The sequence below is a fragment of the Nocardia jejuensis NBRC 103114 genome, assembly GCF_001613145.1.
Classification (GTDB): Bacteria; Actinomycetota; Actinomycetes; order Mycobacteriales; family Mycobacteriaceae; genus Nocardia; species Nocardia jejuensis.
Map to the genome: position 1 here is coordinate 79,750 of NZ_BDBU01000042.1, position 13,861 is coordinate 93,610.

General features: G+C 67.0%; 15 protein-coding genes. 4 read left to right on the plus strand and 11 right to left on the minus strand.

The features are described from left to right. Window positions 1–138 precede the first annotated feature (138 nt). Entirely contained in the window at window positions 139–1,329 is a 1,191-nt protein-coding gene (locus NJ1_RS28530; protein ID WP_067699946.1) for an NAD(P)/FAD-dependent oxidoreductase, read from the plus strand. A 93-nt stretch (window positions 1,330–1,422) separates the two neighbouring features. On the opposite strand, the gene NJ1_RS28535 is transcribed toward NJ1_RS28530, so the two are convergent. Beyond that, window positions 1,423–1,761, minus strand: a complete 339-nt coding sequence (locus tag NJ1_RS28535) for a DUF1330 domain-containing protein (RefSeq protein ID WP_067699949.1) — start codon at window positions 1,759–1,761, stop codon at window positions 1,423–1,425. Between the two features lie 285 nt (window positions 1,762–2,046). Here NJ1_RS28535 and NJ1_RS28540 point away from each other — a divergent pair, with 285 nt between their 5' ends. Continuing rightward, window positions 2,047–2,844: a glutamate racemase gene (locus NJ1_RS28540; RefSeq protein ID WP_067699952.1), complete on the plus strand. Its 798-nt coding sequence runs from the start codon at window positions 2,047–2,049 to the stop codon at window positions 2,842–2,844. 109 nt (window positions 2,845–2,953) lie between these two features. Next, on the plus strand, window positions 2,954–3,256 hold the full coding sequence (locus NJ1_RS28545) for a hypothetical protein (protein ID WP_067699954.1): 303 nt from the start codon (window positions 2,954–2,956) through the stop codon (window positions 3,254–3,256). On the opposite strand, the gene NJ1_RS28550 is transcribed toward NJ1_RS28545, so the two are convergent. The 8 genes from NJ1_RS28550 to hppD form a co-directional block, all read right to left on the minus strand. Continuing rightward, window positions 3,221–3,952 carry a carbon-nitrogen hydrolase family protein gene (locus NJ1_RS28550; protein ID WP_067699957.1) on the minus strand — a complete coding sequence of 244 codons (732 nt, stop codon included), beginning with the start codon at window positions 3,950–3,952 and terminating at the stop codon, window positions 3,221–3,223. The genes NJ1_RS28545 and NJ1_RS28550 overlap by 36 nt on opposite strands. Window positions 3,953–4,047: 95 nt before the next feature. After that, a complete protein-coding gene (gene tuf, locus NJ1_RS28555) occupies window positions 4,048–5,238 on the minus strand; it encodes an elongation factor Tu (RefSeq protein WP_067699960.1) in 1,191 nt (396 codons plus the stop codon). Window positions 5,239–5,366: 128 nt separating this feature from the next. Next, a complete protein-coding gene (fusA, locus tag NJ1_RS28560) occupies window positions 5,367–7,469 on the minus strand; it encodes an elongation factor G (protein ID WP_067699963.1) in 2,103 nt (700 codons plus the stop codon). 179 nt (window positions 7,470–7,648) lie between these two features. Beyond that, complete coding sequence (gene rpsG / locus NJ1_RS28565) at window positions 7,649–8,119, minus strand: 30S ribosomal protein S7 (protein WP_067699965.1); 471 nt, start codon at window positions 8,117–8,119, stop codon at window positions 7,649–7,651. A 1-nt stretch (window position 8,120) separates the two neighbouring features. Beyond that, window positions 8,121–8,495, minus strand: a complete 375-nt coding sequence (rpsL, locus tag NJ1_RS28570; protein ID WP_019049359.1) for a 30S ribosomal protein S12 — start codon at window positions 8,493–8,495, stop codon at window positions 8,121–8,123. A 353-nt stretch (window positions 8,496–8,848) separates the two neighbouring features. Beyond that, window positions 8,849–9,412, minus strand: coding sequence for a DUF3558 domain-containing protein (locus NJ1_RS28575; protein WP_339381136.1), 564 nt, complete (start codon window positions 9,410–9,412; stop codon window positions 8,849–8,851). Window positions 9,413–9,417: 5 nt separating this feature from the next. Then, on the minus strand, window positions 9,418–9,921 hold the full coding sequence (locus NJ1_RS28580) for a DUF3558 domain-containing protein (RefSeq protein ID WP_067699967.1): 504 nt from the start codon (window positions 9,919–9,921) through the stop codon (window positions 9,418–9,420). 270 nt (window positions 9,922–10,191) lie between these two features. Then, complete coding sequence (gene hppD, locus NJ1_RS28585) at window positions 10,192–11,397, minus strand: 4-hydroxyphenylpyruvate dioxygenase (RefSeq protein ID WP_067699970.1); 1,206 nt, start codon at window positions 11,395–11,397, stop codon at window positions 10,192–10,194. 149 nt (window positions 11,398–11,546) lie between these two features. On the opposite strand from hppD, the gene NJ1_RS28590 reads away from it, so the two are divergent. Continuing rightward, window positions 11,547–12,068, plus strand: a complete 522-nt coding sequence (locus NJ1_RS28590; RefSeq protein WP_067700128.1) for an Lrp/AsnC family transcriptional regulator — start codon at window positions 11,547–11,549, stop codon at window positions 12,066–12,068. Between the two features lie 104 nt (window positions 12,069–12,172). Here the strand turns inward: NJ1_RS28590 and NJ1_RS28595 are convergent, their stop codons facing one another. Further along, entirely contained in the window at window positions 12,173–12,817 is a 645-nt protein-coding gene (locus tag NJ1_RS28595) for a GntR family transcriptional regulator (protein WP_067699973.1), read from the minus strand. Window positions 12,818–12,868: 51 nt separating this feature from the next. Continuing rightward, window positions 12,869–13,858 carry an isopenicillin N synthase family dioxygenase gene (locus NJ1_RS28600; protein WP_067699976.1) on the minus strand — a complete coding sequence of 330 codons (990 nt, stop codon included), beginning with the start codon at window positions 13,856–13,858 and terminating at the stop codon, window positions 12,869–12,871. Window positions 13,859–13,861 lie beyond the last annotated feature (3 nt).

The window sequence follows — 13,861 nt, forward strand, 5'->3', positions numbered from 1 at the left end:
GCTGAGGGTATGTCCTGCCTCCAGTAGATTCCTGATTGACCGCCCGATCAATAAAACCCCGGCTACATTTCGGCACCAGCTCGGGTGTGGTGCGTGACACATCGGTACCGGACCCGGCGAACGGATATCCTCTTCCCTATGTCGGAGTCGGTAGAACACGTTCTAATTGTTGGTGCGGGGCTGGCGGGTCTGCGAACCGCCGAGGAACTTCGACGTGCCGGTTACGACGGCGAACTCACCCTCGTCGGCGACGAGAACCGGGCGCCCTACGACCGGCCGCCGCTGTCCAAACAGTTCATGCGCGGCGACACCGACGACACCGCGCTGCGGCCCGCGGAATTCTTCGCCGACGAGCGCATCACGCTGCGGCTCGGCGTCTCGGCCACCGGCGTCCACACCGCCGATCGGCAGGTCACGCTCGGTGACGGGACCTCGATCGGGTACGACCGGTTGATCATCGCCACCGGACTGCGCCCGCGCCGGATCCCGGACTTCCCCGACGTGCGCGGGGTGCACGTGCTGCGCACCCACGCGGACGCGCTCGGCATGCGCGAGGAGCTCGCGAACGCTCGCAACGCGGTGATCGTCGGGGCCGGATTCATCGGCTGCGAACTCACGGCAAGCTTCCGCGCCCAGGGCGTGCCGGTGGTGCTGATCGAACCGCAATCCACTCCCCTGGCCGCCGCCCTCGGACCGCAGGTGGGCGCGCTCGTGGCCCGCATGCACGGCGAGGAAGGCGTGGACGTGCGCTGCGGAGTCGGCGTGGAAGCTCTTGTGACCGAAGGTGATTCGGTCCGCGGCGTGCGGCTGACCGACGGGAGCGCGCTCGAGGCCGACCTGGTGGTGATCGGCGTCGGCTCGGTGCCCGCCACCGACTGGCTCACCGAATCCGGGATCCCGCTGGCCGCGCCCATCGACGGCGGCGGCGTCCTCACCGACGAGGTCGGCCGGACCACCGTGCCGGATGTCTGGGCCGTCGGCGACGTGGCCGCCTGGCTGCTGGACACCGGCCGCAACAAGCGCATCGAACACTGGACCAACGCCGGGGAACAGGCCGCACTGCTCGCGGCCGCGCTGCTGGGCACCGAACCGCCTGCCGCCGTACGCGTTCCCTACGTCTGGAGCGACCAGTACGACGTGAAGATCCAGGTGCTGGGCGCACCCGCGCTGGCGGACGAGGTCCAGGTCGTGGAGGACAAGGGACGCAAGTTCCTGGCCCACTACTTCCGGGGCGGGACGCTCGTCGCCGTCGTCGGTGCGGGCATGACCGGCAAGGTGATGAAGATGCGCGGACAGTTGGCGGCCACCGCCGAAGCCGCGGCCCTCTGAGGCGGTGAACGCCCGCGTCCGAGGCTGGTCGAGCACAGCCGGGCTCGCCGGGCGTCCGCGATAGGCTCGCCGGGCGTCCGCGATAGGACTGCGTCAGGTGGCGGCGCGGAGTTTGGCGGCCCGCTCGCGCGGGTCGTACCCGGGGCCGACGCCCTCGATCAGCAACAGGTCGCCGTCGATGTGGTCGGTGCGCAGATGTGCGATCTCCTGGTAGGCGGGCGAGTGGTACCAGCCCCGGGCCTGGTCCATGTCCCGGAACTCCAGCAGCACCATGCTGCCCGGCCACTCCCCTTCCACCACCTCGGCCGGCGGGCCGTGAATGACGAAGCGGCCCCCGAACGGATCCAGGGTGGCCTGGATCCGCTCCAGGTACTCCAGGATCTCCGGATGCGGGCGGCGGGCACGCAGATGCGCGAAACCATAGGCGGACAAGAAGACTCCTTCGAAGCGAGGACAGCGCCCTCGCGGACGGGACCGGGTCACCGGCCGAACGACCACCGTCGAGAACGACCCCTCGACCGTAGGACGGGACGCCGGGACAACCAATTACCTCGCAGGTAATGCACGCCCCGGGTTCGACGAGTTCCGATCCGGCCGCGGTCGCCACGCGCGGGGGCGGCTACCGGCGTTCGCGCCGACCCAGGTCCGGGCGCTGTTCCAGGCGGTGGGGCGACCGCGGTTCGCGGTGTGGGGGTGCGATTCACTACCGTGACTGGTGTGATCGTCGCGCTCATCGATTCCGGACTGGGAATGCTGCCCACCGGTGCATGGCTGCGGAAGCTCCGGCCCGATATCGATCTGCTGCTGCAGACCGATCCCGACGGCGCGCCGTGGGGGCCGAAACCGGAACCGTGGGTCATCGACCGCGTGGTCGGCACGGCCCGCACCTCCCTGCGCGAGGGCGCGGAAGTCATTGTGCTGCCCTGCAATACCGCGAGCGTCATCGCGCTGGAGCACGTCCGCGCCGAAGTCGGGCCCGGCGTCCCCGTGATCGGCACCGTCCCGGCCATCAAACCCGCGGCCGCGGCCTGCGGGAAGGTGGCGGTCTGGGCGACCGCCGCCACCACCGCCAGCGCCTACCAGGCCGACCTGATCGCCCGCTTCGCCGGCGACGCCGAGGTCGCCGGGGTGGCCTGCCACGGACTCGCCGACGCCATCGATCGCGGCGACCTGCCCGCCATCGGCGCGGCGATCGCCGGCGCCGCCGACCGCACCCCCGCCGACACCGAGGGCATCGTCCTGGGCTGCACCCACTACCCCCTCGTCATCGACCAGATCCTCGCGGCCCTGCCGGCCGGGATCCGCATCTTCGACAGCGCCGAAGCCGTTGCCGCCCAGACTCTGCGGCGGATGGACGCACTCGGCCGCCCCACCACCGGCACCGCCGCCACCCGGGTGCTGAACTCCGGCCGGCCGGGCCGTCTGCCCGCCGCCGCGGCCGCCTTCGACTCCGGCCGCCGACTCGGAGCGTCCCCCTCCGACACCGGGGAGATCCGGGCCGTCCCGACCGCCTGAGCGCTTTTCCTTCAGCCGCGCGGTCCCGATGCTCCGGGACTCGATAACGAGAAGGTATCCACGAACTGCGGATATGTTTCGAACACATCGGTGCGGGCACGACCGGAGAATGAGTACTCAGGAACAGGAAGAACACGGGGAACAGGCCGCCGCGGAGATCATTCCCGAGCCGGAGATCCAGGAGCGGCACCGGCGCCTGGCGCACGAGATGTCCGAGTCCTATCGCGACGATCGGCCGAACACCGTGCTGCCCGGCAGCGACGGGATGGTCGCCGGAACCGCCGTCGCGGACTGGGTGGACGAGAACGGCGACACCGTATTCGACAAACCCGGCGATCACGCGGAGCCCGGACAGGCGATCCGGTCCGATCTCGACTCAGACCGACAGGACGGCGGTCACGAAACCCGGTGACTCCGGGCCGATCTGGGCCACCAGCGAACCATCGGGTCGCCAGACACCACTGCCGCCGGTGGCGGGCACACCGTCCACCGGCGTGCTGTAGGCGGAAAGTACCGTCCAGCAACCGTTCTCGACGGACCGGCTGACCATGTGCCCATCACGGCGGCCCTCCTTACCCGCCAGATACAGCGCACTGGCGACATACACCTGTGCGCCGGCCGCGACGGTCGCCGCCGCATGCCCCGGATCGTTCACATCGGCGCAGACAGCCAGGCCGAGCCGCGTCCCGTCCACCTCGACAACGGTGAATTCCGTTCCGGCGACGAACATCTCGGCCTCCACCCCGTGCAGATGGTGCTTCGTGTAGACCGCGATGGGCGTACCGGAATCGTCGAACACGAGCGAGGCGATCGCATGACCGCCCGGCACCGCGACGACCGCGCCGACCACGGCGAACATCGAATACGCCGCACAGGCAGCTCGCAGTGGCTCCAGGCGGGGATCGTCCGGCAGTACGGCATAGTTCGCGAGATCGGCCGCGAGCAAGGGCAATTCGTAGCCGGTCAGCGAGAGCTCGGTGAAAACTACTACGCGGGAACCGGTTTCGGCGATATCGGCCAGCAGGCTCACGTGCCGCGCGACGTTCTTCTCGATGTCACCGGGGATGCAGGTGAGCTGGGCGGCGGTCACGGTGAGCGGGGCGCGCATGCGGGGAGTCTGTCAGAAGCCCGGGAATGGCGAAAGGGCCGCTCCCCCTAGGGGAACGGCCCTTTCAGTAAGAACTGAGTCTCAGGGAGACGGTCTTACTTGACGATCTTGGTGACGCGACCGGCACCGACGGTGCGGCCACCCTCACGGATCGCGAAACGCAGGCCCTCGTCCATGGCGACCGGCTGGATGAGCTTGACGCTCATCTCGGTGTTGTCGCCGGGCATGACCATCTCGGTGCCCTCGGGGAGGGTGACGACGCCGGTCACGTCCGTGGTACGGAAGTAGAACTGCGGGCGGTAGTTGTTGAAGAACGGGGTGTGGCGGCCGCCCTCGTCCTTCGACAGGATGTAGGCCTGGCCCTCGAACTCCGTGTGGGGAGTCGTGGTGCCCGGCTTGACGACGACCTGGCCGCGCTCGACATCTTCACGCTTGATGCCACGAACCAGCAGACCGACGTTGTCGCCCGCCTGGCCGTTGTCGAGCAGCTTGCGGAACATCTCGATACCGGTGATGGTGGTCTTCGTGGTCTTCTCGCGGATGCCGACGATCTCGACTTCCTCGTTCACGTTGACGATGCCACGCTCGATACGACCGGTGACGACGGTGCCACGACCGGTGATCGTGAAGACGTCCTCGATCGGCATCAGGAACGGCTTCTCGGTCTCACGAACCGGCTCCGGGATCGACTCGTCGACCGCGTTCATGAGCTCGACGATGGACTCGGTCCACTTCGGGTCGCCCTCGAGCGCCTTCAGGCCGGAGACGCGCACGACGGGGGCATCCTCGTCGAATTCCTGCGAAGCCAGCAGCTCGCGGACCTCCATCTCGACGAGCTCGAGGATTTCCTCGTCGTCGACCATGTCCGACTTGTTCAGCGCGACCAGGATGTAGGGCACGCCGACCTGACGGGCGAGCAGCACGTGCTCACGGGTCTGCGGCATCGGGCCGTCGGTGGCGGCCACGACCAGGATCGCGCCGTCCATCTGGGCGGCACCGGTGATCATGTTCTTGATGTAGTCGGCGTGGCCGGGGGCGTCGACGTGCGCGTAGTGACGCTTCTCGGTCTGGTACTCGACGTGGGAGATGTTGATCGTGATACCACGAGCCTTCTCCTCCGGCGCCTTGTCGATCTGGTCGAACGCGAACGCCGCGTTCAGCGACGGGTACTTGTCAGCCAGCACCTTGGTGATCGCAGCGGTCAGCGTCGTCTTACCGTGGTCGACGTGACCGATGGTGCCGATGTTGACGTGGGGCTTCGTCCGCTCGAACTTCGCCTTCGCCACTTGTGTCCTCCTGGACTTGTTGTTGCGTGCTTTGCATGCAGCAGTGCGGTTACTTACAGGGGTCGTGCACAACTCCCGGCCGGGGCAGGCTGCGAATCATCGAGATTCGCAGCGCGCCCCGAGAGTTATTACTCGCCGGTCGCCTTGGCGATGATCTCCTTCGACACGTTGGCCGGAACCTCCGCGTACGAATTGAAGACCATCGAGAAGTTCGCTCGGCCCTGGGTCTTCGACCGCAGGTCACCGATGTAACCGAACATCTCCGAGAGCGGAACCAGCGCCTTGACGACACGGGCACCACTGCGTTCCTCCATGGCCTGGATCTGGCCACGGCGGGAGTTCAGGTCGCCGATCACTTCACCCATGTAGTCCTCGGGCGTGGTGACCTCGACCGCCATGAGCGGTTCCAGGATCACCGGACCGGCCTTGCGGGCCGCTTCCTTGAAAGCCTGCGAGCCTGCGACCTTGAACGCCATTTCCGAGGAGTCGACCTCGTGGTAGGCGCCGTCGATCAGCGAGGCACGCACGTTGACCAGCGGGTAACCGGCGAGGACACCGTACTGCATGGCGTCCTGGATGCCGGCGTCGACCGAAGGGATGTACTCGCGCGGGACGCGGCCACCGGTCACCTTGTTGACGAACTCGTAGGACGCACCGTCCTCGCCCACGAAGGGCTCGAGGCCAATGATCACGCGAGCGTACTGGCCCGAGCCACCCGTCTGCTTCTTGTGGGTGTACTCGTGCTTGTCGACCGTCTTGGTGATGGTCTCGCGGTACGCGACCTGCGGCTTACCGATGTTGGCCTCGACCTTGAACTCGCGCTTCATGCGGTCCACGTAGATGTCGAGCTGGAGCTCGCCCATGCCACCGATGATGGTCTGGCCGGTCTCGGCGTCCAGCTTCACGTTGAAGGTCGGATCCTCCTCCGCGAACTTCTGGATCGACAGGCCCAGCTTCTCCTGGTCGGCCTTGGTCTTCGGCTCGATGGCCACCTGGATCACGGGATCCGGGAAGGTCATCGACTCGAGCACGATCTGGTTCTGCGGATCGCACAGGGTGTCGCCGGTGGTGGTGTCCTTCAGGCCGATGACCGCGTAGATGTGGCCGGCCTGGGCCTCGGCAACCGGGTTCTCCTTGTTGGAGTGCATCTGGAACAGCTTGCCCAGACGCTCCTTCTTGCCCTTGGTCGAGTTGATGACCTGGGCGCCGGAGTCGACCTTGCCCGAGTAGACGCGCACGTAGGTCAGCTTGCCGAAGAACGGGTGGGTCGCGACCTTGAACGCCAGCGCGGAGAACGGAGCTTCGACGCTCGCGTCCCGGTGGATGATCTCGTCTTCCTTGTTGGGGACGTGACCATCGGTGCCGCCGTCGTCCAGCGGGTTCGGCAGGTACGCGATGACGGCGTCGAGCATGGGCTGAACGCCCTTGTTCTTGAACGCCGAACCGCACAGCACCGGGTAGAGCTCCGAGTTGACGGTCATCTTGCGAATCGCGCCCTGGACCTCTTCGATGGTGAGTTCCTCGCCGCCGAAGAACTTCTCCAGCAGCGCCTCGTCGGACTCGGCGACGGTCTCGAGCAGCTCCTGGCGGTACTGCTCGGCGCGCTCCTTGAGGTCCTCCGGGATCTCGATGACCTCGTACTGCTCACCGAGCTTGGTCTCGCCACGCCAGATCTTCGCGTTCATCTCGACCAGGTCGACGATGCCCTCGAAGTTGTCCTCGGCGCCGATCGGCAGCTGGATGACCAGCGGCTTGGCACCCAGGCGGTCCTTGATGGTCTGGACGGTGAAGTAGAAGTCCGCGCCCAGCTTGTCCATCTTGTTCACGAAGCAGATGCGCGGCACGTCGTACTTATCGGCCTGACGCCACACCTGCTCGGACTGCGGCTCGACGCCTTCCTTGCCATCGAACACCGCGACCGCGCCATCGAGCACGCGCAGCGACCGCTCCACCTCGACGGTGAAGTCGACGTGCCCGGGGGTGTCGATGATGTTGATCTGGTTGTCTTTCCAGTAACAGGTCGTCGCGGCGGACGTGATCGTGATGCCGCGTTCCTGCTCCTGCGCCATCCAGTCCATGGTGGCTGCGCCGTCGTGGACCTCACCGATCTTGTACGTGATACCGGTGTAGAAGAGGATGCGTTCGGTGGTGGTGGTCTTGCCCGCATCGATGTGGGCCATGATGCCGATGTTGCGGACCTTGTTCAGGTCGGTGAGCACTTCCTGTGCCACGGAAATCTTCCCCGCTCGTTTTTTAGATGGGTTGTTCGGGAGCGACCCGCCGCCGCTCGATCTCGAGAACTCGGTTCAGCGGGTCAACACTGTGTCAATGTCCGGCGCGACGCCTTCGACGGCACGCCGGACCATGACTCACTTCCCGGCGCATCCGAACGGAGGGGCCGGGCAGCGAATCACCAGCGGTAGTGCGCGAACGCCCGGTTGGACTCAGCCATCTTGTGGGTGTCCTCGCGACGCTTCACCGAAGCGCCCAGACCGTTGCTCGCGTCCAGCAGCTCGTTGGCGAGACGCTCGATCATGGTCTTCTCACGACGAGCGCGGGAGTAGCTGACCAGCCAGCGCATCGCGAGGGTGTTGGCGCGGCCCGGACGGACCTCGATCGGCACCTGGTAGGTGGCGCCACCGACGCGGCGGGGCTTCACCTCGAGGGCGGGCTTGACGTTGTCCAGCGCACGCTTGAGAGTGACGACCGGATCGGTGCCGGTCTTCTCGCGTGCCTGCTCCATGGCGCCGTAGACGATGCGCTCGGCGGTGGACTTCTTGCCGTCCAGCAGGATCTTGTTGACCAGCTGGGTGACCAGCGGGGACCCGTAGACCGGGTCGTTGATCAGCGGACGCTTGGGTGCGGGGCCCTTGCGTGGCATATCAGCTCTTCTCCTTCTTGGCGCCGTAGCGGCTGCGAGCCTGCTTGCGGTTCTTCACACCCTGGGTATCGAGCGAACCACGGATGATCTTGTAACGGACACCCGGAAGGTCCTTCACACGACCGCCACGCACGAGCACCATCGAGTGCTCCTGAAGGTTGTGACCCTCACCGGGGATGTACGCCGTGACCTCGACCGCGCTGGTCAGGCGAACACGCGCGACCTTACGCAGCGCGGAGTTCGGCTTCTTCGGGGTCGTGGTGTACACGCGGGTGCACACGCCACGACGCTGCGGGCTCCCCTTGAGGGCCGCAGTCTTGGTCTTGGAGACCTTGTCGCGACGACCCTTGCGGACCAGCTGGTTGATGGTTGGCATAGACCGGCTTTCCTTATTAGTAACCAGATGTCTGGAACTTCATGTCTGTGTTCACTTGCGGCATTACCGGGGCACCTGGCGGTTCCGCAGGCTCTCGCCTCCGGCCCCGACGTTAACGCCGCGGTCATTCGAGCTTTCTGCCCTGTTCTCGCGGTGTTTCTTCCCCACGAGGTCGGGTGTGTCGCGCTCAGTATGCGGACCGGAATCCGGGCACGCTGGGACGGTCGGCCGCTTTCGCTGGCCTACGTACTGAGCACAAACCTGCCCGTACGCTTCCGGGCACAGCGGTCCACGATACCCGTCGGCGATTCGGCGGGCAAAAAGGGGTCCCTCGAGCGCACCTGGTAGATGGGTTATCGCGCCAGATTGAGGGTCAATTCGACCAGTTTCCGGGCCCCTTCACAGGGATCCGAATGCTGGGAACCGGCCCGATAGTTGATCCACCAGCCCACGATCCCGGTGTCGGCGGCGGGTGCGCTGACACCGCAGGAGTCCGGATCGTTGGGCCGCCGAGTCTCCAGGGAACGACGCCCCTGCACGGTTATGTCGTTGGTCACATAGCCCAGTCGATCGTTGTTCTGCTTCTCGTTGCTGAGCGATCCGAGCTCGTACCAGCTCAGCGTCACCATGCCGCTGCCGGTCGATCCGCCGTCCAGATCCCACATGCAGACCGCGCCGTTGAAGGACGGCGTCGGATACGTGCCCTCGCCGACCACCTTGCCGATGTCCTCGAGCGAGACCACGTCGCATTCGCGCAGCAGCTTGTCGAAGTTCGTATTGATCTTGCCGCTGCCGCCGGTGGTGCCGCCGGCGGGCAGGGCGGTGCCCGGCACGGTCTCGCCGCAACCGCCGACCGAGGCGGTCACCGCGAGTACCGCGAGGATCACCGCGGCTTTGCTCCGGCCTCGCATGCGCATGCCTCTCATCCGAGTCGCTGCACTGTCAGTTCCGCCATCTTGCGGGTGCGGTCACAGGGGTTGCCGAGATTCCCGGCCCCGAACAGCCCGTAGGACATGGACCATTCGAAGAAGTCGTCGTCGAGCTGGATCGCGAGATCGCAGACGCTGCCGCGCGGATCGAGCGCCTGGAAGCCCTTGCGGCCGCCCACCTCGATGGTCTCCGGGCTGCGACCGACGCTGGCCACCCACGCCTTCTCGCGATCGATCGGGCTGCCGCGATAGGAGGCGAAGGTGACGCTCGCCGAGCTCACTCCGCCCGCCTGCCAGTTGCAGCCGACGGCGTTCTTGAAGACCCGGGACACACTGCCCAGACCGCCGATGTCGCGCACCTCGTCGTCGGTGAGGTGCCCGCACTCGCCGACGAAGGGTCCGAGCGAGGCCACCGTCGGCGGCGGCTTCAGCGGCCCGGACGGCATGTCCGAATCGTCGCCGCCCCCGCATGCGGACAGGAGCAGCGCGAGGGTCATCCCGGTGACGATCGCCGTGCCGGCCCTGCCCGTGCGCTTCGCGCTGGGGCGGGTTCGCGGCCTTCCGGTCTCGATGCCTGCCCCCTCGGCTCCTCCGCTTCGCTCCCCCGCCCCGTCGGTCCAGAATCGAGACGGCCGCGAACCATCTGCGTACATGCTCTGGACCGTACCGGAATTGCCCGATCGGGTGGCGGCGGGCGGAGTCGTGCCAGATCGGTATTCGGCCGGAGGATCGGTATTCGGCCGGAGGAATTCCTTCGGAGGTATCGCTCAGAGGTTTCCGCGGGACTCCTGTTCGCGCTCGATGGCCTGGAACAGGGCCTTGAAGTTGCCCTTGCCGAAGCCGAGCGAGCCGTGGCGTTCGATCAGTTCGAAGAAGACGGTGGGGCGGTCGGTGATGGGCTTGCAGAAGATCTGCAGGAGATAACCGTCCTCGTCGCGATCGACCAGGATGCCGCGGCGCTGCAGTTCCTCGACGGGCGCGCGGACGTGCCCGATGCGGGCGCGCAACTCCGGGTCCTCGTAGTAGGAGTCGGGGGTGTCCAGGAATTCGATGCCCTCGCCGCGCAGTGTGTCGACGGCGGTGAGGATGTCGGAGGTGGCCAGCGCGATGTGCTGCACGCCGGGCCCGCGATAGAACTCGAGGTACTCGTCGATCTGGGAGCGCTTGCGGCTCGGGGCCGGTTCGTTGAGCGGGAACTTGACCCGGTGATTGCCGCTGGCGACGACCTTGCTCATCAGCGCGGAGTAGTCGGTGGCGATGTCGTCGCCGACGAATTCGGCCATGTTCTCGAATCCCATGACGCGGCGGTAGAACTCGACCCAGTGGTCCATCCGGCCGAGCTCGACATTGCCGACGACGTGATCGATGGCCTGGAAGATGCGCACGGGTGATCCCGGGCGCGGTTCGAAGCGGGAGCGGCGGGCCACGAAACCGGGCAGGTACGGACCGTCGTAGCGGGAGCGGTCCACCAGGGTGTGCCGGGTGTCTCCGTAGGTGGCGATGGCGGCGGAGCGCACGGTGCCGAATTCGTCGGTCTCGTCGTGGGGTTCGGTCAGGACCTGCGCGCCGTGGGTGCGAGCCCAGTCGATGCAGCGGTCGACGTCCGGCACCTCGAGCGCGATGTCGACGATCCCGTCGCCGTGCAGATCATGGTGTGCCACAAGCGGACTCGCGGGATCCACGGCCCCGCGCACCACGAAGCGGACGCCGCCGCTGCGCAGCACGAACGCCTTGTGGTCACGATTGCCGGTCTCGGGACCGGAGTACGCCTCGAGCCGCAGGCCGAACGCGGACTCGAGGAAATGCGCGGTCTGGGTGGCGTTGCCGACCGTCCAGACCAGCGCGTCCCAGCCGGTGACGGGGAAGGGATCGGCCGCGGCGTCGTGCTCGACCAGGCCGATGAGCCGGCGTAGATCCTCGGTTTCGGGGGTGGCTGCGGCAGGGGTGCTGGTAACGCCGACCTCGGTACTCATGACCCAAGGAAATCGCCGCGCGTCTCGATGAGCAATATCGCCGATCCGGAGTAGACATCGTGGTGAATTGCGTCACCGACATCGGCCTGGTGCTGGACAATTTGAATAGCAGCACCGGCACACACTCGACACCGAGCGGAGGTCCCGCCATGGCACGCACACCCGCCAAGCTGGACGAACTGGACCTGGCGATTCTGACCGCCATGCACGATTACCAGAAGGCGGGGATTCTGGAACTGTCCCGCCGCACCCGGGTCGCCCGGGCCACGGTGCAATCGCGCATCGCGCGCATGGAGGAGGCGGGGGTGATCGCCTCCTACGATCCCCAGATCGATGTCACCGCAGCGGGTTTCGATGTACAGGCGTTCGTCACCCTGGAGATCTCGCAGGGTGCGCTGGACGCGGTGGCCGCGGATCTGGAGCGGATTCCGGGAGTGCTGGAGGCGTACGCGACCACCGGATCGCAGGACGTGCTGTGCCGGATCGGGGCGGACTCGCACGCCGGCCTGCAGCATGTGCTGCTGAGCATCGACCGCAGCACCTGCGTGGCGCGGTCGCACAGCGTCATCGTCCTGTCGACGGTGGTGCCGCCGCGCACGCTGCCGCTGCTGCGCACCCTGGATCCGGCCGGGTCGAGTAAAGCGCCCGCGTACCGCGCGGTGCATCAGTAGCTGCGCCCGGCCCCGGGAGCGGTCGTTCCGCCGGGCGGTCACCTCGCCGGGCAGTCATCTCTCCGGACTCGGAGACCGGCTGCCCGGCGGAATCCCAGCGGGTGTCAGATTCGGTCCATTCGGGTGATCAGGCCGCAGACGTGAGCTTCCGCCGCGGCGCGAGCGTCCCCCGGGTGTCCCGATTCCAGGGTCTCCAGGATGCGGCGGTGTTCCCGCACGGCGGTGCGGCGATTGCGCGGATGCCGCCACAGATCCCCGCGGTAGAGGTGGGCCTGGGCCTCGAGGCGCGCGAGTTCGTCTGCGAGCGTGCGGTTTCCGGAGCGGTCCCGGATGAAGGTGTGGAATTCCAGGTCGAGATCGGTGTCGCGCGCGGGGTCCACGTTGTCGCGCAGGTTCTCCTCCTGGGTGTTGAGCATGGCGCTGAGTTTGCCCAGATCCGATTCGGTGACCCGGGTGGCGGCGCTCGCTGCGGCGAGACCGTCCAGCACGGCCCGGACCGCGAGAACCTCGCGGATCCGATCGTCGTCCACGACCGCCACCCGGGCGCCCGCGTGCGGAACGTTCACGGCCAGACCCTCGTAGATGAGCTGCTGCACCGCTTCTCGGACCGGGCTGCGGCTCACCCCCAGCCGGGCGGACAGCGCCAGCACGCTCAGTGGCGTGCCCGATGGCAGCTCCCCGGACAGGACGAGCTCGCGCAGCTGCCGGTGCACGGACGGGCCGAGTAGCTCGCTGTCCGGTTCGGTCATCGGTGGTGGGTCCTTCCGGGGTGGTCGAGATCGGGTGCCGGGGTTCGAAATTTACCTTTGCGGCCGGTAGTTGGCCCGCACGCGCTCGTCCAGGAAGTCCGCGGCGGTGACCGGCGGATACGCGCCGCGCGGGCCCGCGATGACGGCGTCGCGGTCGGCCTGGGCGAAGTAGGCGATGCTGTATCGATCACCCTGGTACTCGTCCGCGCCGGGGCTGCGCACCCGGTGGAAGTTCGACGGCAGCAGATCATCGCTCCAGCGGGTGAGCATGTCACCGATGTTGCAGGTGATCAGCGCCGAGGACGGGGTGATGGAGGTCCACTGCTGCTCCTGCATCTCCTTGCCCGGGCAGACCTGCAGGCCGCCCTGGCCGTCGCGCTGGAAAAGCAATGTGAGGCAGTCGAAGTCGGTGTGCGCTCCTGCGCGCCAACGGCCCGGGACGTCGCGCAGTTCCGGTGGGACGGCGAAGTAGTGCAGCAGCCGCAGGGTGCTCTGATACCGCGGAGAGGCCGGATCGTGCGCCTGGGTGAAATGGTCGCGAGGCAGTCCGAGGCGATCGGCGAAGCAGGACAGCACCCGCATGGCGACCGTCCAGGAGGCGTGTTCGAAATCCATTATCGCCGTGGCGAATTCGGGGAGCTCCGTGGCGGACGGCCAGAGACCGTCCATATGCGGGCGGGTGATCTGGTACGACTCCTTCTGGTCCGGTACGCCGATGGAGGGGCGCACCTGACTCAGGCTCTCCCAGCCCGCGTTGTTCGCCTTGACCAGCGGGTACTGCGCCTTGACCGGTTCGGGCAGAGCGAAAAAGCCCGCGGTGAGCGCGAATACGGCGTCGATCTGTTCCTGAGGGATGCCGTGGCCGGACAGCTGGAAGAAGCCGATCTCGACGGCGGCGGTCCAGAGTTGATCGGTGATCTCGGCGCGGCGGTTCTCGAAATCGGTGAGGTCGATGATCCGGATATCGCGGGCGGTCTCGGCGCCGAGCCCGCCCATCCGCTTCTCACGGGCGACTTCGGCGGTGTCGTGACTGGTGGTCATGGC